This window comes from Pseudomonas sp. W15Feb9B (genome assembly GCF_000828175.1).
Classification (GTDB): Bacteria; Pseudomonadota; Gammaproteobacteria; order Pseudomonadales; family Pseudomonadaceae; genus Aquipseudomonas; species Aquipseudomonas parakoreensis.
Map to the genome: position 1 here is coordinate 1 of NZ_JTKF01000076.1, position 20,736 is coordinate 20,736.

General features: G+C 61.2%; 22 protein-coding genes and 1 pseudogene. 17 read left to right on the forward strand and 6 right to left on the reverse strand.

Translation table 11 applies throughout. The features are described 5' to 3' along the window. Positions 1-216, forward strand: a 216-nt coding sequence (locus OC71_RS28440; protein WP_218186297.1) for a hypothetical protein, incomplete at its 5' end; no start/stop codon positions are given. Between the two features lie 210 nt (positions 217-426). Beyond that, on the forward strand, positions 427-798 hold the full coding sequence (locus OC71_RS26530; protein WP_041074972.1) for a DUF6124 family protein: 372 nt from the start codon (positions 427-429) through the stop codon (positions 796-798). A 361-nt stretch (positions 799-1,159) separates the two neighbouring features. On the opposite strand, the gene OC71_RS26535 is transcribed toward OC71_RS26530, so the two are convergent. Together OC71_RS26535 and OC71_RS26540 are read right to left on the reverse strand one after the other, a co-directional pair. Beyond that, the gene (locus OC71_RS26535; RefSeq protein ID WP_041074974.1) at positions 1,160-1,918 is read right to left on the reverse strand and encodes a helix-turn-helix transcriptional regulator; all 759 of its coding nucleotides are present in this window, start codon (positions 1,916-1,918) and stop codon (positions 1,160-1,162) included. A gap of 148 nt (positions 1,919-2,066) precedes the next feature. After that, a complete protein-coding gene (locus OC71_RS26540; protein WP_041074976.1) occupies positions 2,067-2,990 on the reverse strand; it encodes a universal stress protein in 924 nt (307 codons plus the stop codon). A 311-nt stretch (positions 2,991-3,301) separates the two neighbouring features. On the opposite strand from OC71_RS26540, the gene OC71_RS26545 reads away from it, so the two are divergent. The 4 genes from OC71_RS26545 to OC71_RS26560 all read left to right on the forward strand — a co-directional run bounded on the left by OC71_RS26545 (position 3,302) and on the right by OC71_RS26560 (position 6,943). Then, positions 3,302-4,375: an NAD(P)-dependent alcohol dehydrogenase gene (locus OC71_RS26545; RefSeq protein WP_041074978.1), complete on the forward strand. Its 1,074-nt coding sequence runs from the start codon at positions 3,302-3,304 to the stop codon at positions 4,373-4,375. A 35-nt stretch (positions 4,376-4,410) separates the two neighbouring features. Continuing rightward, a complete protein-coding gene (locus OC71_RS26550) occupies positions 4,411-4,626 on the forward strand; it encodes a hypothetical protein (RefSeq protein ID WP_041074980.1) in 216 nt (71 codons plus the stop codon). Positions 4,627-4,664: 38 nt separating this feature from the next. Beyond that, positions 4,665-5,903 carry a DUF4010 domain-containing protein gene (locus OC71_RS26555; RefSeq protein ID WP_041074983.1) on the forward strand — a complete coding sequence of 413 codons (1,239 nt, stop codon included), beginning with the start codon at positions 4,665-4,667 and terminating at the stop codon, positions 5,901-5,903. A gap of 116 nt (positions 5,904-6,019) precedes the next feature. Further along, the gene (locus OC71_RS26560; protein ID WP_041074985.1) at positions 6,020-6,943 is read left to right on the forward strand and encodes a universal stress protein; all 924 of its coding nucleotides are present in this window, start codon (positions 6,020-6,022) and stop codon (positions 6,941-6,943) included. A gap of 49 nt (positions 6,944-6,992) precedes the next feature. Here OC71_RS26560 and OC71_RS26565 read toward each other — a convergent pair whose 3' ends face one another. Next, positions 6,993-7,556 carry a GNAT family N-acetyltransferase gene (locus OC71_RS26565; protein ID WP_041074987.1) on the reverse strand — a complete coding sequence of 188 codons (564 nt, stop codon included), beginning with the start codon at positions 7,554-7,556 and terminating at the stop codon, positions 6,993-6,995. Between the two features lie 224 nt (positions 7,557-7,780). Between OC71_RS26565 and OC71_RS26570 the strand changes: the two genes are divergently transcribed. Beyond that, a complete protein-coding gene (locus OC71_RS26570; protein ID WP_041074989.1) occupies positions 7,781-8,695 on the forward strand; it encodes a universal stress protein in 915 nt (304 codons plus the stop codon). A gap of 16 nt (positions 8,696-8,711) precedes the next feature. Here the strand turns inward: OC71_RS26570 and fnr are convergent, their stop codons facing one another. Continuing rightward, the gene (gene fnr, locus OC71_RS26575) at positions 8,712-9,455 is read right to left on the reverse strand and encodes a fumarate/nitrate reduction transcriptional regulator Fnr (RefSeq protein WP_041074991.1); all 744 of its coding nucleotides are present in this window, start codon (positions 9,453-9,455) and stop codon (positions 8,712-8,714) included. Between the two features lie 259 nt (positions 9,456-9,714). Here fnr and OC71_RS26580 point away from each other — a divergent pair, with 259 nt between their 5' ends. Continuing rightward, the gene (locus tag OC71_RS26580; protein ID WP_041074993.1) at positions 9,715-10,635 is read left to right on the forward strand and encodes a universal stress protein; all 921 of its coding nucleotides are present in this window, start codon (positions 9,715-9,717) and stop codon (positions 10,633-10,635) included. Between the two features lie 158 nt (positions 10,636-10,793). Further along, positions 10,794-11,426 carry an isochorismate family cysteine hydrolase YcaC gene (gene ycaC / locus OC71_RS26585; protein WP_041074995.1) on the forward strand — a complete coding sequence of 211 codons (633 nt, stop codon included), beginning with the start codon at positions 10,794-10,796 and terminating at the stop codon, positions 11,424-11,426. A gap of 305 nt (positions 11,427-11,731) precedes the next feature. On the opposite strand, the pseudogene OC71_RS27335 reads toward ycaC, so the two are convergent. Beyond that, a pseudogene (locus tag OC71_RS27335) lies at positions 11,732-11,890 on the reverse strand (cell filamentation protein Fic); the annotation flags it as partial. Further along, positions 11,887-12,150 carry a hypothetical protein gene (locus tag OC71_RS26590; RefSeq protein WP_041074997.1) on the reverse strand — a complete coding sequence of 88 codons (264 nt, stop codon included), beginning with the start codon at positions 12,148-12,150 and terminating at the stop codon, positions 11,887-11,889. The gene OC71_RS26590 and the pseudogene OC71_RS27335, both read right to left, overlap by 4 nt. Before the next feature lie 264 nt (positions 12,151-12,414). On the opposite strand from OC71_RS26590, the gene OC71_RS26595 reads away from it, so the two are divergent. The 8 genes from OC71_RS26595 to OC71_RS26630 all read left to right on the forward strand — a co-directional run bounded on the left by OC71_RS26595 (position 12,415) and on the right by OC71_RS26630 (position 20,584). Then, the gene (locus OC71_RS26595; protein ID WP_041074999.1) at positions 12,415-13,350 is read left to right on the forward strand and encodes a Gfo/Idh/MocA family protein; all 936 of its coding nucleotides are present in this window, start codon (positions 12,415-12,417) and stop codon (positions 13,348-13,350) included. A 215-nt stretch (positions 13,351-13,565) separates the two neighbouring features. Next, the gene (locus OC71_RS26600; protein WP_041075001.1) at positions 13,566-14,618 is read left to right on the forward strand and encodes an isopenicillin N synthase family oxygenase; all 1,053 of its coding nucleotides are present in this window, start codon (positions 13,566-13,568) and stop codon (positions 14,616-14,618) included. 27 nt (positions 14,619-14,645) lie between these two features. Beyond that, entirely contained in the window at positions 14,646-15,455 is an 810-nt protein-coding gene (locus OC71_RS26605; RefSeq protein ID WP_041075003.1) for a MetQ/NlpA family ABC transporter substrate-binding protein, read from the forward strand. Continuing rightward, entirely contained in the window at positions 15,452-16,252 is an 801-nt protein-coding gene (locus OC71_RS26610; protein WP_084234318.1) for a methionine ABC transporter ATP-binding protein, read from the forward strand. The genes OC71_RS26605 and OC71_RS26610 overlap by 4 nt, the downstream gene beginning before the upstream one ends. Next, complete coding sequence (locus tag OC71_RS26615; RefSeq protein WP_041075005.1) at positions 16,249-16,920, forward strand: methionine ABC transporter permease; 672 nt, start codon at positions 16,249-16,251, stop codon at positions 16,918-16,920. The genes OC71_RS26610 and OC71_RS26615 overlap by 4 nt, the downstream gene beginning before the upstream one ends. Positions 16,921-16,928: 8 nt before the next feature. Beyond that, positions 16,929-18,479, forward strand: a complete 1,551-nt coding sequence (locus OC71_RS26620) for a sugar ABC transporter ATP-binding protein (RefSeq protein ID WP_041075007.1) — start codon at positions 16,929-16,931, stop codon at positions 18,477-18,479. After that, a complete protein-coding gene (locus tag OC71_RS26625; RefSeq protein WP_041075009.1) occupies positions 18,472-19,497 on the forward strand; it encodes an ABC transporter permease in 1,026 nt (341 codons plus the stop codon). Before OC71_RS26620 ends, OC71_RS26625 begins: the two co-directional genes overlap by 8 nt. Positions 19,498-19,528: 31 nt before the next feature. Further along, positions 19,529-20,584: a substrate-binding domain-containing protein gene (locus OC71_RS26630; RefSeq protein ID WP_041075012.1), complete on the forward strand. Its 1,056-nt coding sequence runs from the start codon at positions 19,529-19,531 to the stop codon at positions 20,582-20,584. The last annotated feature ends 152 nt before the right edge of the window (positions 20,585-20,736 follow it).

Here is a 20,736-nt window from a genome sequence, read left to right on the forward strand (position 1 = left end):
GAGCTTGCTCGCGAAAGCGGCTTGCCAGACAACATCAAAACAACAGAGCAAACCCCGCACATAAACATAACCCCGCAACCACGTTTAAAATACACGAACCGTTACGCCATACCGGCTACAACGCCTTGCGCCGTTACCTACGCGTACGCCAGAATCCGCCGGCTTACACGGCTATGGGGCGGGCTATATCGTTTCCCTGTCACTGAAAATCAGTGATCGGGTTTGGTAGCTCGTTTCTAAGTGTGATGGCGACGCCATATTCAGTACCTTTTCAGGGACTCGATTTTATGGTGGCCATGCGTGGGGCTCATTCGTGAGCGCCGGGTTTTCCTGCTTAGACCGGTCTACCAACCCGCGTATGGCCGCCACCCTCGTTTGGTAGCGAGAGTGATGGCTCCTTACTTTTGCTAAGCAGGAGCTTCATCCATGTTCAAAGCCACACCCAACCCCCCAGACACCTCAATCCCGTACGACCCAGCCCTCGACCCGCAGAAGATAAAAGCGGCCACCGACCGCGCCATCAACTTCTACCTCAACCCCGGCGCCCTGAAGATCTCGATCCCTTCAGCCTCGTCACGCAAATCCAGCAGAATCTTCCTCATCGACCCCACCGTGGACGAGGAAACCTTGCTCGTCGAAGCCTGCGAATCGTTAGCCGCCGCCAGCGATATGGCCCGCGATATTGGTGACGTCGTCGACCACCCACAGCGCCGGGCCATGCTGATGCTGCATCAGGTGATCATGCTCAGTGAACTGATGGTCAACCGAGTACTGGACGGCCGCCGCGTGCCGAACTAACTGCCCGGTCCTCTGTAGGAGCTGCCGCAGGCTGCGATCTTTTGATCTTGTTTTTAAAAGCAAGATCAAAAGATCGCAGCCTTCGGCAGCTCCTACATTGAGAAATTCTTTCAAGTGCCTCGATCGGAGTGCCAGCTGATGTCCGAAACCTCATCCAATCCGCCGATCACAGAATCGGTATGGCCGTACGAATCCCTCAACTCCAGAAAACTCCACGAAGCCGCCGAACGCGCCCTCGATCACTACCTCGCGCCCGCGCACATCATGGCCACACCGTACACCCCCAGCAGCATGTTCCTGGTCAACCATGTAAAAAACCGCCACCCGGGGAGGGCGGCGGTTTTTTTCTTCAGTGGCGGACTCAGGCCGCGCTGGTGCCGGTGGACGTGTCCTCCGGCGAGTACATCCAGCGCATCAACGAGTGCCGGCCGCTGATCCCCAGTTTGATTGCGGCGCGCTTGAGATAGCTTTCCACCGTGTTGACCTTCAACTGCAATTGCTCGGCCAGCTCCGGCGCGGTACGCCCGGCGAGCAGGCCAATGCACACTTCGGTTTCGCGATTGGACAGGCTCAGGCCCAGTTGCTGTAAACGTTCGTTGAAGCGCAGTCGCAGGTTGTCCAGGCCCGGTTGCGCGCCGTCGGTGCCGGGCGACGGCTCTTCAGTGCCGGTCTGCAAGGGTTGCAGGGCGTGAATGTGTTTTTCCAGCATCGGCAACAGCACCGGAGAGATGTCCTGCAACAAACTCTGCTCCTGGGCCGAGAACCGTTGCGACTGGTCGTTGCGATACACCGAAATCACGTAGCGGTAGCCGTCCTTGCGTCGGGTCAGGTGCAATTGTGAGGCGTCGGCGCTGGCGGAGGCGGGCGCGTCTATCGGCGCGCTCGAGCGTGCGGCAATGTGTTCGCAGAATACCGTTTCAGCCTGCTGGGCCGGGTCTTTGCCGGTTTCCGGCGGATTGCGATGGGCGGGGCGGCCGACCGGCTCAACACGCATTTGCCGAATGTGCGTGGCGTCCACCGCCAGTTGCGTCTGGATCAGGTCATGCAGCATTCGCGGAAAGTGCCGGCTACCGGTGCTCGCAATGACTTTGCCGATATGGGGAAACAGGTGTGAGTTCATAAACATCATCCATGAGTTGCAGGTGAAACAGTCCCATTCCTGACCTGCGTCGAGCATGTTCCCTGGTCGACGCAATGTCAGGATGTGGATCCTATCCTAGTACAACGTTTGAAAGACGGTTTAATGAAGGCGTTATCAGCTTATAACTTCACTCGATTTTTTCCGGCGCCACCACCCACACGCTGCATGGCATCTTGTACAGCAGGTGTTCGACGGTGCTGCCGATCAGACGGCCCACACCCCGGTGGGCGATGCGGCCCATGACGATCATGTCGATGTCATAAGCATCGGCGTAGCTGGCCAGTACCTTGGCCGGGTCGCCCAGGATCATGTGCTGGTTTTCTGCCGGAATATCGTTGCGTTCGGCCAGCTCACGGAACGCTTCGCCCTGGGCATCGAACAGCGCCTTGGCGGCACTGGAGGAAAAGAACGCGGAGGCGTGATCGAAACCGAATTCGGCGGCGCTGAGCGAGGTCAGGTCATGGGCGTAAATCACGTCGAGCTGCGCGTTACACAGCGTCGCCAGTTTATCGGCCTCGTGCAGGATCCGGTCGTTCAGACCTTGGTACTGACCATCGCGATGGAACGGGTCGACCGCCGCGACAATCCGCCGTGGCAGGGCGTGTTGCACATGGCTGACGAAATGCAGCGGCACCGGGCATTCGCGCAGCAGGTGCACATCCAGCGGGGTGAACATCAGGCGCGACAGCAGTGATTCGTGTTCCAGTGCCTTGATCAGCGCCGCCATCGGTTGTTCGCGCAGGTGAATGAGGATTTCCTGCAGCGGCCTCTCGACCCAGACCACCTCGGTGGTGACGTGCACCCCGAGTTTGCGCAATGGCCGGGCCTGGTCCTCAAGCCATTGATGATGGCGTTCGATGTAGCCCAGGCGCATCTGTTCCAGCGCCTGTTCGTTGACCAGTCCGGCGGTCGCCAGGCCTTCCAGATAATCGAAGGCAACGATGTGCAACGCCGCGTCGGAGGCCTTGGCCAGCGCGGCGGCGCGCTCGAAAGCCGGGCTGTTTTTCATCAGGGGCGAAACCACCAGCATGAAACGCGATTGCTCAGACATGACAAATCTCCCGTGGTTGATCGCACACACGACGCGAAAGGGCGGCGTTGTGTTCGGGCCGTGAGCCTTGAGTCCATCGTGGCCTGGGCGTGGCGGGCGGGATTGATATTTGTCAACGGGGCGATTCACCTACACCGTCCATCGGACGTGCGGTAGGGGGAGGCTGTCCGAGGTCCCGGGTGGGAGCGGACGTGCTCGGCGAAAGCGGTGGGCTGATCCGCAGTTTGTTTGACCATTATCAACGTTGGTGCTGTGACGACGGCGCAGTCTTGAGGACATCTCAAGCTGCGACTCGCTCAGAGGATTTGATCATGGCCATGATGAAAGCGGCGATCTTCGTCGAAAAGAACCGCATCGTGCTCGAAGACAAGCCGATTCCGCAAGTTGGGCCACTGGATGCGCTGGTGCGTGTCACCACCACGACAATCTGCGGGACAGACGTGCATATCCTGCGCGGCGAATACCCGGTGGCCAAAGGGCTGACCATCGGTCATGAGCCGGTGGGCGTCATTGAGCGGCTGGGTTCGCAGGTGCGCGGTTTCGTCGAGGGTCAACGGGTGATCGCCGGGGCTATCACGCCCAGCGGCCAAAGTTACGCCTGCCTGTGCGGTTGCGGCTCGCAGGACGGCCCGGACACCCGTCACGGCTTCAAGGCGATTGGCGGCTGGAAGTTCGGCAACACCATCGACGGCTGCCAGGCCGAATACGTGCTGGTGCCGGACGCCCTGGCCAATCTGTGCCCGATCCCCGACGGCTTGAGCGACGAACAGGTGCTGATGTGCCCGGACATCATGTCCACCGGTTTTTCCGGGGCGGAGCGCGGGGAGATCAACATCGGCGACAGCGTCGCGGTCTTTGCCCTCGGGCCGATCGGCCTGTGTGCGGTGGCGGGGGCGCGCCTCAAGGGCGCCACCACGATCATCGGCGTCGATGCCGTGCCCGAGCGCATGAGCGTCGCCCGCCGACTGGGCGCGACCCATGTGGTCAACTTCAAGGATGGCGACGTGGTCGAGCAGATCATGGCGTTGACCGATGGCCGTGGTGTCGACGTGTCCATCGAAGCGCTGGGCACCCAAGGTACGTTCGAAGCGGCCTTGCGGGTGCTGCGTCCCGGTGGTCGCTTGTCGAGCCTGGGAGTGTACTCCAGCGACCTGCGCATTCCGCTCAATGCCTTTGCCGCCGGGCTGGGCGATTACAGCATCGTCTCGACCCTGTGCCCCGGTGGCAAGGAACGCATGCGCCGCTTGATGGCGGTGGTGCAAAGCGGCGCGGTGGACCTGTCGCCGCTGGTGACCCATCGCTTCAAACTCGATGACATCGAGGCGGCGTATGAGCTGTTTGCGCATCAGCGCGACGGGGTCATGAAGGTGGCGATTACCCCTTGAACAAGGGCCTTTTCCGATTCGACGGAGGCTTTTCGATGAACATTGATATCAGTGCAACGGCGGCACCGCATGGCTGGGTGGTGTCGCTGGATGATTGTCGCGTGTACTTCAATCAGTTGCAGGAGGCGCAGGCTTTTGTCAGCCGGCTCCAGACCCGTATCGACGCGCCGCATCCCTGGCCACACGCTACTGAGCGTCAAATATTTACTCCATCCGCGCCGGTCAGAACCGTGAAGGCTGTTGCGGGCTGAATTCGCTCCGCGCAGGGATAAGGCAGGGCAAACCGACGATGAATGAATCCCTGGGCTTGACGGGGGCGGCGGCTGCCTTGGGCATCGGCATGCTCATCGGTCTTGAGCGCGAACGGCACAAGGGTACGGGTGAGCGTCGAGGCAGCGCAGGTTTGCGCACCTTCGCGATCAGCGCGTTGCTGGGCTACGCCGCGATGGTGGTCGGGGCGGCGTTGTTGGTGGGGATTGTCGCAATCGGTTTGACCTTGCTGATCACCGTCGCCTATTGGCGCGGGCGTGATGACGACCCCGGCGTGACCAGCGAAGTGGCGCTGATCATCGTGCTCATATTGGGCGCGTTGTGCACACGCTCACCCGAACTGGCGGTGGCGATTGGCGTGGTGGTGGCGGGTTTGCTGACGTATCGGGAAAAGCTGCATGACTTCGCGATCACGCAGTTGAGCGAAACCGAAATGCGCGATGGGCTGGTCTTGCTGATCACCGCGCTGGTGGTGTTGCCGTTGACGCCGGATCGCTACATCGGGCCGTATGCCGCGCTCAATCTGCGCACCATTTGCACCTTGACGGTGTTGCTGATGCTGGTGGGCGCCGGCGGGCACATTGCCGTTCGTACGCTGGGCATTCGTTACGGCTATGTCATCAGTGCCATCGCCTCCGGTTTCGCTTCCAGCACCGTGACCATTGCGACGATGGGCCATCGGCTCGCCCGGGAGCCGGCGAATCTGCGGATCCTCAGCGCGGCGGCGCTGCTGTCCAATCTGGCGACCATGGTTCAGACCGGGCTGATTCTCGCCACCGTCGATCCAGCCTTGTTGCGCAACATGTGGCTGCCGTTAGTCTGCGGCAGCGTGGCGGCGCTGATCTACAGTGCTTGTTTGATGTTGCCCCGACCCGCCAGAGGAACTGAAGAGACGCTGCCGGCAGGCGGTGCATTCAATTTGAAACTGGCCTTGATCGTTGCGTTGACCATGACCGCGATCACCCTGGTGTCATCGGCCATGCTCAGTCAATTCGGCCAGGTGGGCGTGATGCTCACCGCCACCTTCAGCGGGTTCGCCGATGCGCACGCGTCAACCGCCTCGATCGCCGGGTTGGCCAAGGCCGGTCTGTTACCGGTGGCGGCGATTGTCGCTCCGGCGCTGATCGCGATCAGCAGCAACTCGTTGAGCAAATGCGTGGTGGCCTGGGTCAGCGGCGGCAGTCGTTTCGCGGCGATTGTCATCCCCGGGCAGGTGCTGCTGACACTGGCGATGTGGGCCGGCACCTTGTGGCACTGAAACGCGGCGGCGCGGGTTTGAGGCAGAGCTGATCAAGATCAACTCGTCGGCAGCAGGAGCGGGCAATCTGGAGATCTGTTCACTTGATTCCGTTGGCCGCCGTGCCGAGGTGCCCCATGTCGCAGACCCAACGCTTGTTGTTGATTGCTCCCCCTACCATGAGCCACACCCCGGCGTTCGAGCGTGCCGCCGCGTTGGCGGTCGCCATGCAGTTGCCGTTGCACATCGTCGCCTTCGATTACCTGCAGGCGCTGGCGGTGGCGGGCCTGTTCGCTCCTGAGCAAATCCGTCTGGCCCGGGACGGTTATTTGCGCACGCATCGCCAGTGGCTGGCCGAGCAGGGCAAATTGCTCGAACGGCATGGCATCCAGGTCACCAGTGAGGTGGTCTGGGTGCAACATCCTTACGAAGAAGTCCTGCAGTTCGTCAACGAAATGCCGTTGGCGCTGATCATCAAGGATGCGCAGCAGGAGTCGGCGTTGAAGCGGGTGTTTTATACCCCGCTGGATTGGCAGCTGCTGCGCGATTGCCCGGTGCCGGTGCATCTGGTCACCGATGACGTGCATCCAAGGCCACGCAGTGTGCTGGCGATCATTGACGTACTGCGCAGTGAAGATCAGGACTTGCTGTTCAATGATCAGATTGTCGACGCTGCGGTGCGCCTGGCCGAGCAGTGTGATGCCAGGCTTGAGTTGCTGCATGTCTACGACTGGGCGGCGGTGTATGCCACGGACATGGGCTACGGCGCCTTGCCGCTGGCCACCGGCATCTATGAGTCACTGGGCAGTGCGCAACATGAGGCATTTGCCGCCCTGGCCGAACGCCACGGTGTGCCGCCGACCTGCCGACATTTTGTCGAGGGTCCACCGGTGCCGAGCATTTGCGAGTTTGCCGCCGAACATCACATTGAGGTGATCGTGTTGGGCACGGTGCAGCACCACGGTTTGAACAAGTTGTTGGGCACCACCGCCGAACAGATCCTGCATCGTGCGCCGTGCAGTGTGCTGGCGATCAAACCGGGACATACCTTGCAATCGTGAAGAATCGCCCGGTGCCGAGTCGTTTTGCAGACTCGGCATCGGGCGATTTTTACAGGTGAAGACGGTGTATCACCTGACGGCTGTCTTCAGGATCGTGGTGGGTTTCGAACTTCAGCGCCCGGGCCAGTTCGCGCATCGGTTCGTTGCTGGCAACGTCGACCGAATACATCTGGCGGAAGCCGTTCTGGCGTGCAGCCTTGATCAGATGCTCCATCAACAGCGTCCCCAGGCCCAGGTGTTGCCATTCATCGGCAACGGTGACGGCACATTCGCATTCATGCTCGCCGGTGGCGGCATACCGGCTGATGCCGATTTCGATCAGTTGGCCGTTTTCATGCACCAGCGCGATGAACGCCGTGCGCTGCCGGTTATCGGTGTCCATCAGTTGGTCGAGCATTGCCGGGCCGGGCTCGCTGATCTGCGCCAGAAAACGCATGTGCCGGGACTCGGGCGACAGGCGCTTGATGAAGGCGTATTCACGCTCGCGATCCTTTTCCGCCAACGGACGGATCAACACATGACGCCCATCCTTGACGGCCTCGATCCAGTGTTGCCCGGAGACTGCGGCGTAGGCCGCCACGGCTCGATCGTTGTGGTCTTTGACTGTAAGCATGGGGTAATCCTCCATCCGGTTTGAAAGGCTGACACGGGTTGAGCAACGGTTGTTTTTGATGGTTTTACGCCGTCGCCGAGGCCAGCATCTGATCTGGATCAGACACACGCGAACGCGTCACTCAATGGCTGTTGGTTGATGTAAATCAACGTCGGGCAGTGGGCCGCGAGCGCAGGCTGGAACCTTGCCGGTCGTGCAACGCCGGTGCCGAGCGGAGGTGTGTGATGGGGCAATATCAACGTGTGCTGCTGGTCGCCGACCAGACCCTGCATCAGTCACCCGCCATGCTGCGCGCCATGGCGCTGGCCAAGGCGAGCGGGGCGGCGCTGGACGTACGGGCCTTTGTCGAACCGGTGCCGGTTGCGCATCTGTGGGAAGAAAGAATCGACGAAGTCGACGCTCAGCGCTATTTGCGGCGCTACCGCCGCTGGATCGCCGATGAGGTCGAGCGACTCAACGGCCATGGCCTGAAGGTCACCGTCGATGTGGTGTTCACCACGCACCCGTTGCTGGAGATTCTCAGGACCGTGCAGGCACTCAAGCCCGATCTGCTGATCAAGGATGTGGCGCTGGAGCCAGTGCTGAAACGGGTGTTCATCACGCCGCTCGATTGTCACTTGCTGCGTGAATGCCCGGTGCCGGTGCACCTGGTCAATCAGATTCGCTATGCATTACCGCATCGAGTGGTCGCGGCGGTGGATCCGTTCGATCCGGCCACGCAGATCAACGGTTTGAACGACACCATCATCCAGACGGCCAACGCCCTGGCCTTGCAATGTGACGCGCCGTTGCACTTGTTGTACGCCTATGACTTGTCGGCGGCATTCAACGGTGACGCACCGCTGGTGACCGGTTGCTGGAACGGCAATTTTGTCGAAGAACTGCGTGAATCGCTGCATCAGGCTTTTGTGACCTTGGCCGATCGTCATGGCGTACCCCCGGAACGTCGGCATTTCGCCATGGGCTTGCCGGTGCCGGTGATCAGTGAATTTGTCGAGCAGTACCTGGCTGACGTGGTGGTGATGGGCACGGTGCATCGGGTCGGCGTTGACCGGTTGATCGGCAGCAACACCGAGCGGGCACTGTACTCGGTGCCGGGCAGCATTCTGGCGGTCAGGCAACGGGGCCCCAGCGATTGACCGGCCGGGGCCGGCCTCAGCGTGGCGAGCGGTGGCAGCCGGCAACCAATTGCTTGAGGCCGTCCATGTTCTGGATTCGCACGTCGCGGCCGCTGATTTCCACCAGTCCCTGATCCCGCAGGTGAGCGATGCCCCGGCAGATGGTTTCCAGACGCAGCCCGAGAAAGGAACCGATTTCCTCGCGGCGCATTTTCAGCACGAAATCCTTTGCCGAGTAACCGCGCAGGCTCAAGCGTTGCGACAGGTTGAGCAGAAACGCCGCCAGCCGCTCATCCGAGTTCATGTTGCCCATGAGCATCAACATGCTGTGGTCGCGCACGATTTCACGGCTCAGCAACCGATTGAGGTTGTGCTGCAGCGACGGCAGGTTCTGCGCCAGTTTTTCCAGCTGCGCGAAGTGGATCGGGCAGACCTCGCTGTCCTCCAGGGCAAAGGCATTGCAGGCATGCTCGTCGGCGCTGATGGCGTCCAGCCCGAGCATCTCGCCGGGGATGTGAAAACCGGTGACCTGTTCACGGCCGTCCACCGACAGCATGCTGGTCTTGAACGAGCCGATTCGCACGGCATACAACGAGCGCAGCGGATCGCCCGTGCGGTACAGCGCAGCACCCTTTTTGACCTTGACCCGTTGCACGATGAGCGTGTCCAGGCGCTCGACTTCTGCACCGCTCATGCCGATCGGCAGACACAACTCCAGCACACTGCAGTTGGAGCACGCGGTTTTGAGGTGGTGCACAGGCAGAGCAAGTTTTTCGGACATGGGAGGGTTCACGCGGTTGGGGGTGGGTTAAGCATAGGTGCCCCGCATACGGACACCGATTTCATTTAACAACCGCCTGCGCCAGCTGACGAACGGACGAAAGCGCAGTGCTGGGAACGCAGCTGCGCCATTGCTTGATAAAAATCAGAACCCTCGCAAGGTACCGTCGGATACTGGCCGGGCAAGTGGTCACTACTCGATCGACAGGGATGTCAGGCTGGCCCTCAGGCCAGTACCGCACTGCCAGGATGAGGTTCGTATGCTCAGATTCAAGCGAATGCTGTTGATCGCGCCTGCCGAAATGGTTCGCACCCCGGCCTTCGATCGCGCGATGGCTCTGGCGCAGGCAACCGGCGCGGCGCTGCACATTGTGGCGTTCGATTATGTGCAGGCGCTGGCGGTGGCCGGTCTGTTTGATCACGATGCGATGGCCCAGGCACGCGAGGGTTATTTGCAGGTGCACCGGCACTGGCTGGAGCAACAGGCCCGGTTCCACACCGGCAGCGGCGTGCAGGTCAGCAGCGAAGTGGTCTGGGCCAGGGCCACGCCGGCGCATCTGCTGGAGTACATCAACGACTATCGGGCCGATCTGGTGATCAAGGATACCCATCATGTCCCGGCGCTGAATCGGGCATTCCATCGACCGCTGGACTGGCTGTTGCTGCGCGACTGTCCGGCCCCGGTGCATCTGATTACCGAAGCCCGTCATCCTCTGCCGCTGAAAATGCTCGCCGCCGTCGATCTGTCGCATCTGGAGGCTCTGACCCAAGGCCTCAACGACCGCATCCTCGATCTGACCGCCACGCTGGCAAGCGCTTGCGGCGCCGAGCTGCACCTGCTCAATGTCAGCAACTGGTCGGTGCTGGGCGATGCGGCGATGAGCGTGCCGACGCTGAGTCTGGATCACAGCCTGTGCGAGGCGATCAACGACACCCAGCAAGAGGCGTTTGATGCGCTGGCCGAGCGTTACGCAATCGAAGCTCGACGCCGACACCAGATGAGCGGGATCCCGCACAAGGTGATCGAACAGTTCGCTCGCCAGAACGCGTTCGACCTGCTGGTGCTCGGTACGACCTACCAGCAGGGCCTCGACGGCTTCATCGGCGCGACGGTCGAGAGTGTCCTCAACCGGGCGCCGTGCAGTTTGATGATCGCCAAACCCCTACCCGAGGTGAATTGAGACGGAAGCATGCGAGACCGATCCTGGCCACAGGATTGTCCGTTATGAGTTGACAGTGAAACGCTTTTCAACCGATTTATCGGTTTCGGTGGTGTCAGTAATCTGTGCCCATGTTCAACGCAACGCCAACCACCACAACCAAGAAAAGGGAATCAAACATGAGCACTGCAACCTACAACCGCCTGAACAAAGACGACGCCGTAGTCCTGCTGGTCGACCACCAGACCGGTCTGATTTCTCTGGTTCAGGATTTCTCGCCAAACGAATTCAAGAACAACGTGCTGGCACTGGCCGACCTGGCGAAATTCTTCAACCTGCCGACCATCCTCACCACCAGTTTCGAACAAGGCCCCAACGGCCCGCTGGTCCCGGAACTGAAAGAAATGTTCCCGGACGCGCCGTACATCGCCCGCCCAGGCCAGATCAACGCCTGGGACAACGAAGACTTCGTCAAGGCGATCAAGGCCACCGGCCGCAAGCAGATCATCATTGCCGGTGTCGTGACCGACGTCTGTGTCGCATTCCCGACCCTGTCGGCACTGGCCGAAGGCTTCGACGTCTTTGTCGTCACCGACGCCTCCGGCACGTTCAACACCACCGTCCAGCAAGCCGCCTGGAACCGCATGACCCAGGCCGGCGCACAAATGATGAACTGGTTTTCGGTCGCCTGTGAGCTGCACCGCGACTGGCGCAACGACATCGAAGGACTGGGCAATCTGCTGTCGCAGCGGATTCCGAACTACCGGAACCTGATGAACAGTTACTCGGCGTTGACCGCGCAGCAAAAGTGACTGCAGCGTTGTGAATGTGAAAGCCTGCCCTGAAAAGTTAATGCTGTTCACTTAAGCCCGACACTGTGACTGTGGCGAGGGAGCTTGCTCCCGCTGGGCCGCGAAGCGGCCCCAAAAGAGGGACTGCTACGCAGTCCAGCGGGAGCAAGCTCCCTCGCCACGGGTTTCAATTGAATGCAAAGTTTCTTAAGTGAGCAGCATTAGCCCTGAAAAACAGGCTTTTTTCTCCGTTGTCAGCCTGCAGGCGTGCGGCCCAACTCAAACGTGATGAGGATTCGCAGGGAGGGCTTTACAACTGATGCTCACTCAATGGGCTTTTCCTTGATGAGATAGGCGAGAGCGTCGTCGATACTGGCTTCAAATGAGAGGTGCTCGGACTCTTTGACTTCAATGGGATCTTTGAGTTTGAGCGAGTTCTGAAGATAACCTTCAGTCTCAAAATCGCCAAAGGGGTCGAAACTCATGCACTGAGTTGCTTTTTGCAACGCCTTTTTTCCTGCAGGTAGCGGCCTTGGAGGGCCATGATTTCTGTCTTGCTCAAAACGCCTTTTCTTTTCAGGTTGACGAGCAATTGCTCAACACCGTCCAGTTCCACGACATCACCGGCCAGGCGCGTGATGGTCACCGCCATGCAACTGAGGTTGTCACGATCGGCGGTAACCTTGTGGGCTTTGGCAAGCAGGCGAACTTCAGTCGCGACGCTCTGAGTCGCTGATCTGGTCATTTGGAACCCCCTCGTTTTCTCTGTCGGACCATAGCACGGCGTCGTTTCTGTGAGCGTGCCAGCTAACGTTTGGCTATCTGGGAAGGTACGTAAAGAAAGCAGGCTCTATTCGTCTGCGCCGCTGCATTGATGCACGCTACCCGGCGCAATGAACCGAGCGCTGACATCTGCGGTTTTTTGATCAGACTCAGCTGGGTATTCCCTGACGTTTACGGCTAATCTGCGCACTCGCTGACGACAACAAGATAAAAACAGGAGTCACTGATGCAACCGATCCGTCTCGGTCTGGTGGGCTACGGCAAGATTGCCCAGGATCAACATGTTCCGGCGATCAACGCCGATCCCGGATTTCGTCTGGTGGCGGTCGCCACGCAAGGTAAACCCTGTGCCGGGGTGGAGAACTTTCACTCGTTGAGCGAGTTGCTGGAACACGGCCCGGAGGTGGATGCGATTGCGTTTTGTACGCCGCCGCAAGGTCGATTCGCACTGGTGCAGCAGGCGCTGGCCGCCGGCAAACATGTGTTGGTGGAAAAACCACCGTGCGCCACGCTGGGCGAGGCGCTGGCCCTGGTCAGTCAGGCGCAGCAACAGGGTGTCAGTGCGTTGTTCGCCTGGCATTCGCGCTACGCCCCCGGTATTGAAGCTGCCCGTGACTGGCTCGCCAGTCGCACCTTGCAAAGCGTGCAGATCGACTGGAAGGAGGACGTGCGCAAGTGGCATCCCGGGCAGACCTGGATCTGGCAACCCGGTGGTCTGGGCGTTTTCGATCCGGGCATCAACGCCTTGTCGATCGTCACCCGTTTGCTCGCGCAGCCACTGTTTGTCGAGTCCGCCGAACTGCGGGTACCGGACAACTGCCAGTCGCCGATTGCCGCGTCGATCAAGATGTCCGATGCCAGCAGACTCGACGTGCGGGCCGAGTTCGATTTCGACCACGGTCACGACGAACTCTGGAGTATCGAGATTCGCTACGCCGAAGGGGTGCTGCGTCTGGACAACGGCGGAGCGCTGCTGAGCATCGATGGCGTGCGCCAAGCGGTGTCGGAAGAGGGCGAGTACAAGGCGGTGTATCGACACTTCCGGCAACTGATTGGCGATCAGGCCAGCGACGTAGATCTGCAACCACTGCGGCTGGTGGCTGACAGTTTCTTTGTCGGCAGCCGGGTGGCGGTCGAGCCTTTTTATGACCCGGCACGCTGATCGGTTGAAGCGGGATCGCGGTTGTGCGATGCCAGCGAACCTGAGCGTCAGGCCTAAGCTAATGCAAAAAGGGTATTTGTTCGTGGTTTTTAAGATCGTTTAGTTTTGTCTCACGACGAATCAAACGCATCAAACCGATAGACCCCCGATTGCCATGACGGCACACGCTGAATCGATCAAAGGCTCTTCAGGTTTGGTTCACACGGGAGTGAATCATGCCGCATACCCTCGATATCACCACGCTGCCGACGCTCGACCTTTCGTTGTTCGAAGGCACCGCGCAACAGCGTTATGAATTTCTTGAAAACCTGCGTCACGCCGCGCGTGACGTCGGCTTTTTCTATCTCACCGGCCATGGCATCGACAGCGACCTGCTCAAGCAGGTGCAGGATCACGCCCGGCAGTTCTTCGCCTTGTCCGAGCACGAAAAAACCGCCGTCGGCATGATCAATTCGCCGCATTTTCGCGGTTACAACCGTGCTGCTTCCGAGATCACCCGTGGTCAGCCTGACTGGCGTGAGCAGTTCGATCTCGGCGCCGAGCGTGAAGCGTTGCCGCTGGACGCGGACAGCCCGTTGTGGGCTCGGCTGCAGGGGCCCAATCAATGGCCGGCGGCGCTGCCAGAACTAAAACCGCTGCTGCTGGAATGGCAACAGGCGATGACGCGCATGGCGTTGCGCTTGCTGCGTGCCTTTGCCCAGGCGCTGTCGCTGCGGGCGGACGCGTTCGATCAGTTGTACGGCGACAAGCCCAACGAACACATCAAGTTGATGCGCTACCCAGGTCAGGCTGCCAGCGCGAGCCAGCAGGGCGTCGGTGCGCACAAGGATTCGGGGTTTCTGAGCTTTCTGCTGCAGGACCAACAGGCCGGTCTGCAAGTGGAGGTCGAGGAAGGACGCTGGATCGATGCGCTGCCCCGCGACAACACGCTGGTGGTGAACATCGGCGAACTGCTGGAGCTGGCCACCAACGGTTATCTGCGCGCCACGGTGCATCGGGTGGTGTCGCCGCCCGCAGGCAGCGAGCGTTTGTCCATCGCCTTCTTCCTCGGCGCGCAACTCGATGCCGTGGTGCCGCTGTACCCGTTGCCCACCGTGCTGCTGCGTGAAGCGCGTGGCCCGGCGAGTGATCCGCTCAATCCGTTGTTTCGCGATGTCGGCTGGAACTACCTCAAGGGTCGGCTGCGTTCGCACCCCGACGTCGCCCGGCGCTTCTATGCCGACGCGCTGATGCCCGCCGCACCGGCTCGCAAGACCGTCAACGCCTGATTCATCACTCGCTCAAGGACTCCGCACATGTTGAAAAAAGCAGGTTTGACCCTGGCCGTGCTCGGCGCGCTGGTGACTTCGTTCGGCGCTCAGGCACTGGAACCGTTGCGCGTGGCTGCCGACCCGGTGCCCCACGCGCAGATTCTCGCGTACATCCAGACAATCGATCCGCAACTCAACCTCAAGGTCATCGAGATTCCCAACGGCGTGAACTCCAACGAGCTGCTGGTGCATGGCGATGTCGATGCCAATTACTTCCAGCATCTGCCGTACCTGAAATCCCAGGAACAAGCGCTGGGGCAGAAACTCGCGGTGGCCGCCACGGTGCATATCGAGCCGCTGGGCATCTATTCGCGCCGGCACAAAAGCTTCGCCGAGGTGCCGGAAAAAGGCACCGTCGCCGTGCCCAACAACGTCACCAACCTGAGCCGTGCGCTGTACCTGTTGCAGGACAACGGGTTGATCAAACTCAAGCCCGGCTTCAAGGATCCGGCGGCCGATCAGGCCACCCCCAAGGACATCGCCGAGAACCCGAAACAGCTGAAGATCCTCGAAATCGAATCGCCGCAAATTCCTCGGGCGCTGGACGATGTCGACCTCGCAGTGATCAACGGCAACTACGCGCTGGAAGCCGGACTGGTGCCGGCCCAGGATGCGCTGGGGCTGGAAAAGGCCGAGCACAATCCGTACGCCAACATCCTGGTGACCACGCCGAAATTGCAGAACGATCCGCGCATCGCACAACTGGCCAAAGACCTGACCTCGCCGCAAGTGGCGAAATACATCACTGATAACTTCAAGGGTTCGGTGATTCCGGTGGAGGATGCCAAGCCATGATCGTCGTCGAGCGTTTGAGCAAGACCTACCCGTCAGCGCCGGCACCGGCACTGGATCAGGTGTCACTGAGTATTCCCGACGGCGCGATCTACGGCATCCTCGGGCGCAGCGGCGCAGGCAAGTCGACCCTGTTGCGTTGTCTCAATCTGCTCGAACGCCCGGACAGCGGGCAAATTCTCATCGACGGCGTGGACCTGCTGACCTTGACGCCCAGCCACCTGCGTCGCCAGCGGCAGCGCATCGGCATGATTTTCCAGGGCTTCAATCTGCTGCATTCACGCACCGTGTTCGACAACATCGCCGTGCCGCTGGAGATCGCCAACGTCGGCAAACCGTGGCGCCATGTGCGGGTGCGCGAGCTGCTGGAACTGGTCGGTTTGACGGACAAGGCGCAAGCCTTTCCCTCGCAGTTGTCCGGTGGGCAAAAACAGCGGGTGGGGATTGCCCGCGCCCTGGCAGCGGAGCCTGCGTATCTGCTGTCGGACGAAGCCACCAGTGCGCTGGACCCGGAAACCACGGCGTCGATTCTTGAGCTGCTGCGCGATATCAACCGGCAACTGGGTGTGACCATTGTGCTGATCACCCATGAGCTGGACGTGGTCAAGTCGATCTGCGATCACGCAGCGTTGATGGCCGACGGGCGCCTGGTCGAGTCCGGCCCGGTGCCGCGTTTGCTTGCCGATCCGCAGTCGAGTCTCGGCACTTCGTTGCGTCCGACCTGCGGCCTGCCGCTGGGCCACGACATTCCCGGGCTCAGCTTCCTCAAGCAATACGGCGTGCGAGCGGCTCAGTCATGAACCGCGCGATCAACTGGAATGAAATCCTGCAACTGCTGTTCAACGCCACCGGCGAAACCCTGTACATGGTCTTGCTTGCCGGGCTGTTCACGCTGCTGATCGGTTTGCCGCTCGGGGTGTTGCTGTTTGTCAGTCGCCGCGACGGCCTGCGGCCGCTGCCACGGCTCAATGCCGCGCTGGGTTCGCTGGTCAATCTGGGGCGCTCGCTACCCTTTGTGGTGATGTTGATTGCGCTGATTCCGCTGACGCGTCTGCTGGTGGGTACGACCCTCGGCAGCACCGCTGCGGTGGTGCCGATCACCATCGGCGCGTTTCCGTTTTTCGCGCGGATCGTCGAGAACGCGCTGGACGAAGTCGACAAGGGCCGGATCGAAGCGATCCTCGCCATGGGCGGCGATATCCGCCATGTGATTTGCAAAGTGCTGCTGCCCGAAGCGCTGCCGGCACTGCTGGCGGGGATCACCCTGACGCTGGTGATGCTGATCGGTTTTTCTTCCATGGCCGGGGTGATTGGCGGTGGAGGCCTCGGTGATCTGGCGATCCGTTACGGCTATCAGCGTTTCAACAACGAAGTGATGGTCGCCACCGTGGTGGTGCTGGTCATTCTGGTGCAGGGCGTGCAAAGCCTGGGCGACCGACTGGTGCGCTCGCTGGCCCATCGACGTTAAGGAATTTTATGAGTGTCGTCGTGGCCCGCGCCCCGCTGATTCAGGTGCGTGAACTGAACAAGCGCTTCGGCTCGAACAGCGCCCTGGATCGCGTCAGCCTGCAGATTCATCCCGCCGAAGTGGTGGCGTTGCTCGGTGCCAACGGTGCCGGCAAATCGACGCTGGTGAAGATTCTCGCCGGCAGCCAGCGCGCTGATAGCGGCGAGATTTACATCGACGGGCAGCCCCGGCAATTCAGCTCGCCGCTGTCGGCACGTCGAGTCGGAATCGTTGCCGTGCATCAGCAGATCAACGAGGGCATTACGCCCGGTTTGAGCGTGGCGGAAAACCTGCTGCTCGATGAGTTGTGCAAGCCCGACGCGGACTTTTGGCTCAATCGCCAACGCCTGCTGGAGCGCGCCGCGCGTATCGCCGCCGGGCTGGACCTGAAATTGCCGCTGGAGCAGCCGATTGAACACCTGGGCCTGGCCGAACGGCAGTTGGTGGTGCTGGCGCGGGCCTTTGCCCTGCAGCCGCGTCTGTTGATTCTTGATGAGCCGACTGCCGCGTTGTCGGATGCCGAGGCGCAGCGGCTGTTCGGGTTGATCGACACCCTGCGCAGTCGTGGCGTGGCGATTGTTTACATCTCCCATCGCTTGTCCGATTTGCAACGGGTGGCGGATCGCGCCATTGTCTTGCGCGATGGGCGACTGGCCGGAGAATTCAGCGCACGGCAGTTGCCGGAAGCGGTGCACGCCATGCTCGGGCAGGCGCTGGACGGGCATGTCTACACGCCCGGCAGCGTGGGCCGAAAAGTGTTGGGCGTGCGCGATTTGCAGATTTTGCCACGCTCCAGGCGTTTCGATTTCAACCTGCACCAAGGCGAAGTGGTGGTGCTGACCGGACTGCTCGGCGCTGGCAAAAGCGAGATCGCCGAAGTGCTGTTCGGCTTGCGCAAAGCCGTGGCCGGCAGTCTGCAACTGGACGGCGTGGACTGGCTGCCGGGTTCGCCAAGGGAAGCGATTCGCAGCGGTGTGTTTCTCGCAGCGGAGGATCGCGCCAGTCAGTCGCTGGTGCCGGATTTCTCCCTGCGCCGCACGCTGACACTGCCGTTTCTGCAGCGTTTCACCCGTGCCGGGTTCATTCGCAACCGCGCCGAAGCCGCAGCGGTCGAGGCGCAAGTCGCGGCGCTGGGGATCAAGACCGCCGGCATCGAGGTGCCGATGAGCGCGCTGTCCGGCGGCAATCAACAGAAAGTTGTGCTGGGTCGCTGGCTGCTCGGGGCAGGGCGGGTGTTGATTCTCGATGAGCCGTTTCAGGGCGTCGACGTGCGCGCCCGTCGCGAGATCGGCCAATTGCTGCGCGAGACTGCCGCCAGCCGCGCGACCCTGGTGATTTGCGCCGATGTCGACGAAGCCCTGGAAATCGCCGACCGGATTCTGTTGGTGCGCGATCACGCGGTGGTCGCCGAATACCCGCGTGCCGGTCTTGAGCGCGCGACCCTGGTCACCGCACTGGCCGGCAGCGACGCTAGCGAACATCCCTTTCATGCCACGCCAAGGAGCAGAGCGAGTGCCTGATTCGAGTTCATTGTTGTCGTCCGCTACGGCACCCGCCGAGCGCCTGTTGCACGCGCTGATCCGCTACGGCCTGTTGTGGCTGCTGGCGCTGATCGTGGTGTTTTTCAGTGTCGCGGAGCCGGCGTTTTTGCGCGTCGGCAATCTGTTCAGCATCTTGCAGTCGGTGTCGATCGTCGCGCTGCTGGCCCTCGGTGTGACCCTGACCATGGCCGTCGGCGGGCTTGATCTGTCGATCGGTGCGGTGGCAGCGATGAGCCTGATGATCGCCAGTTACGTGATGGTGGTGCTCGGCTGGGGCGCGGTGCCGGCGGTGCTGATCAGTCTGGCCGGTGGCGCACTGGTCGGGCTGTTCAATGGCTGGCTGATCGTCAAGCTGCGGGTGCCGGATATTCTCGCGACGCTGGGCAACATGTTTCTGGTGATCGGCGTGCAGCTGATTCCCACGGGTGGGCGCTCGATTGCGGTGGGCATGACCTTGCCCAGTGGTGTGGAAACCGAAGGCAGCTTCAGCGCGGCGTTTCTTGCGCTGGGACGTGGGCGTTTGTGGGAGGTGGTGCCGGTGCCGGTAGTGATCACCGCGCTGCTGGCGCTGGCGGTGTGGCTGTTTCTCGAGCGCACGCGCATTGGCCGATTGTTCTATGCGATTGGCGGCAACGAGCAGGCAGCGCGATTGGCCGGCGCGCCGGTGCAGCGTTTCAAGTTGCTCGCTTACGTGCTCTCGGCGTTGCTCGCCGCGCTCGGCGGCTTGCTGTTGGCGGCGCGCCTGGGTCGGGGTGATGTCAGCTCCGGCAACGGTCTGGTGCTCGACGCCCTCGGCGCGGCGCTAATCGGTTTTGCCGTGCTCGGCGCGAAGAAGCCCAATGCCTTCGGCACGTTGGTCGGCGCACTGTTGGTGGCGTCGCTGCTCAATGGCCTGACCATGCTCAACGCGCCGTACTACGCGCAGGATTTCGTCAAGGGACTGGTGCTGGTGCTGGCCCTGATGTTCACCTTCGGCCTCGCGCATCGGGCGCGCTGAGCCGGTTCATTTGTCGCTGCAAGGAAGATGTATGCACGGTTCAATCAAGCAGTTCGCACGCCATTGCCTCGCCGGCGCGGTGCTCTCGGTGTTGGCGTTGAGCGCTCAGGCCAAGGCATTGCCGGGTGCTCCGGCGCCGTTCGACAAGGGCCAGGTGCAGATCGCGCTGGTCGGTTACCTGTTTTCCGGGGACTTTCCCGAGGCGTACCTGCGCGGCGTGGAGAAACAGACCGAGGCGCTGGGGGCCAATCTGCGGGTGTTCGATGCGCGGCAGCAGGCGGCGAGTCAGGGCGAGATGATCGATCAGGCGATTGACCTCGGGGTCGACGGGATCATCGTGCAACTGGGCCTGGCGGAAACCCTCAAGGGACCGATTGACCGGTCGATCGCCAAAGGCATCAAGGTGGTGGCGTTCGACGTTGACCTGAACAGTCCGCAAGTGACTCAGGTTGAGCAGGATCACCATGCACTGGCGCGGCTGGCGCTGGATCAGGCCGTGAAAGACAACGGCACGCGGTTCGATGCCGGTTACGTGTACATCAGCGGCTTCACGCCGATGGAGCGCCGCGACGAGATCTGGAGTCAGGTGAAAAAGGCCAATCCGGGCATCATCGAGAAGGCGCGGTTCGGCACGCTCAATCCGCCGATTGCCAACTCGGTGGCGGATCAGGCCAGCGCGGTGCTGCGCGCCAATCCGGATATCCGCGTGATCTTCGCGCCGTTCGACGAGTTCGCCAAAGGCGCGAAAATCGCCGTCGACGAGGCCGGGCTGGGGCGCAAGGTGAAGATCTACAGCGCTGACATCTCCACCGCCGACATCCAGATCATGAAAGAACCGGACAGCGCCTGGGCGGCGACCGCAGCGGTCAATCCGCAAGTCGCGGGGGCGATCAGCGTGCGCAGTCTGGCGATGTTGATTGCCGGCGAAAATCCGGGGCATCAGGTGCTGGTGCCGCCGACCCTGATCACGCGTCAGCAACTGCTCGATCTGGACGTGAAAAACGTTCGCGATCTGGCGCAGAAACTCCCGGCGTTTGGTGATACCACCAACGTGGCGCGGGCGGAGTGGATTCCTGTGGCGAACTGAAAAATCTGTATTCATTCACCGATCCCTGTGGGAGCTGGCTTGCCAGCGATAGGGCCTGTTCAGCCACCTTATTTATTGACTGATACACCGCTTTCGCTGGCAAGCCAGCTCCCACAGGTTTTGCGGCGTGCATCAATCCGCTGATCGACACA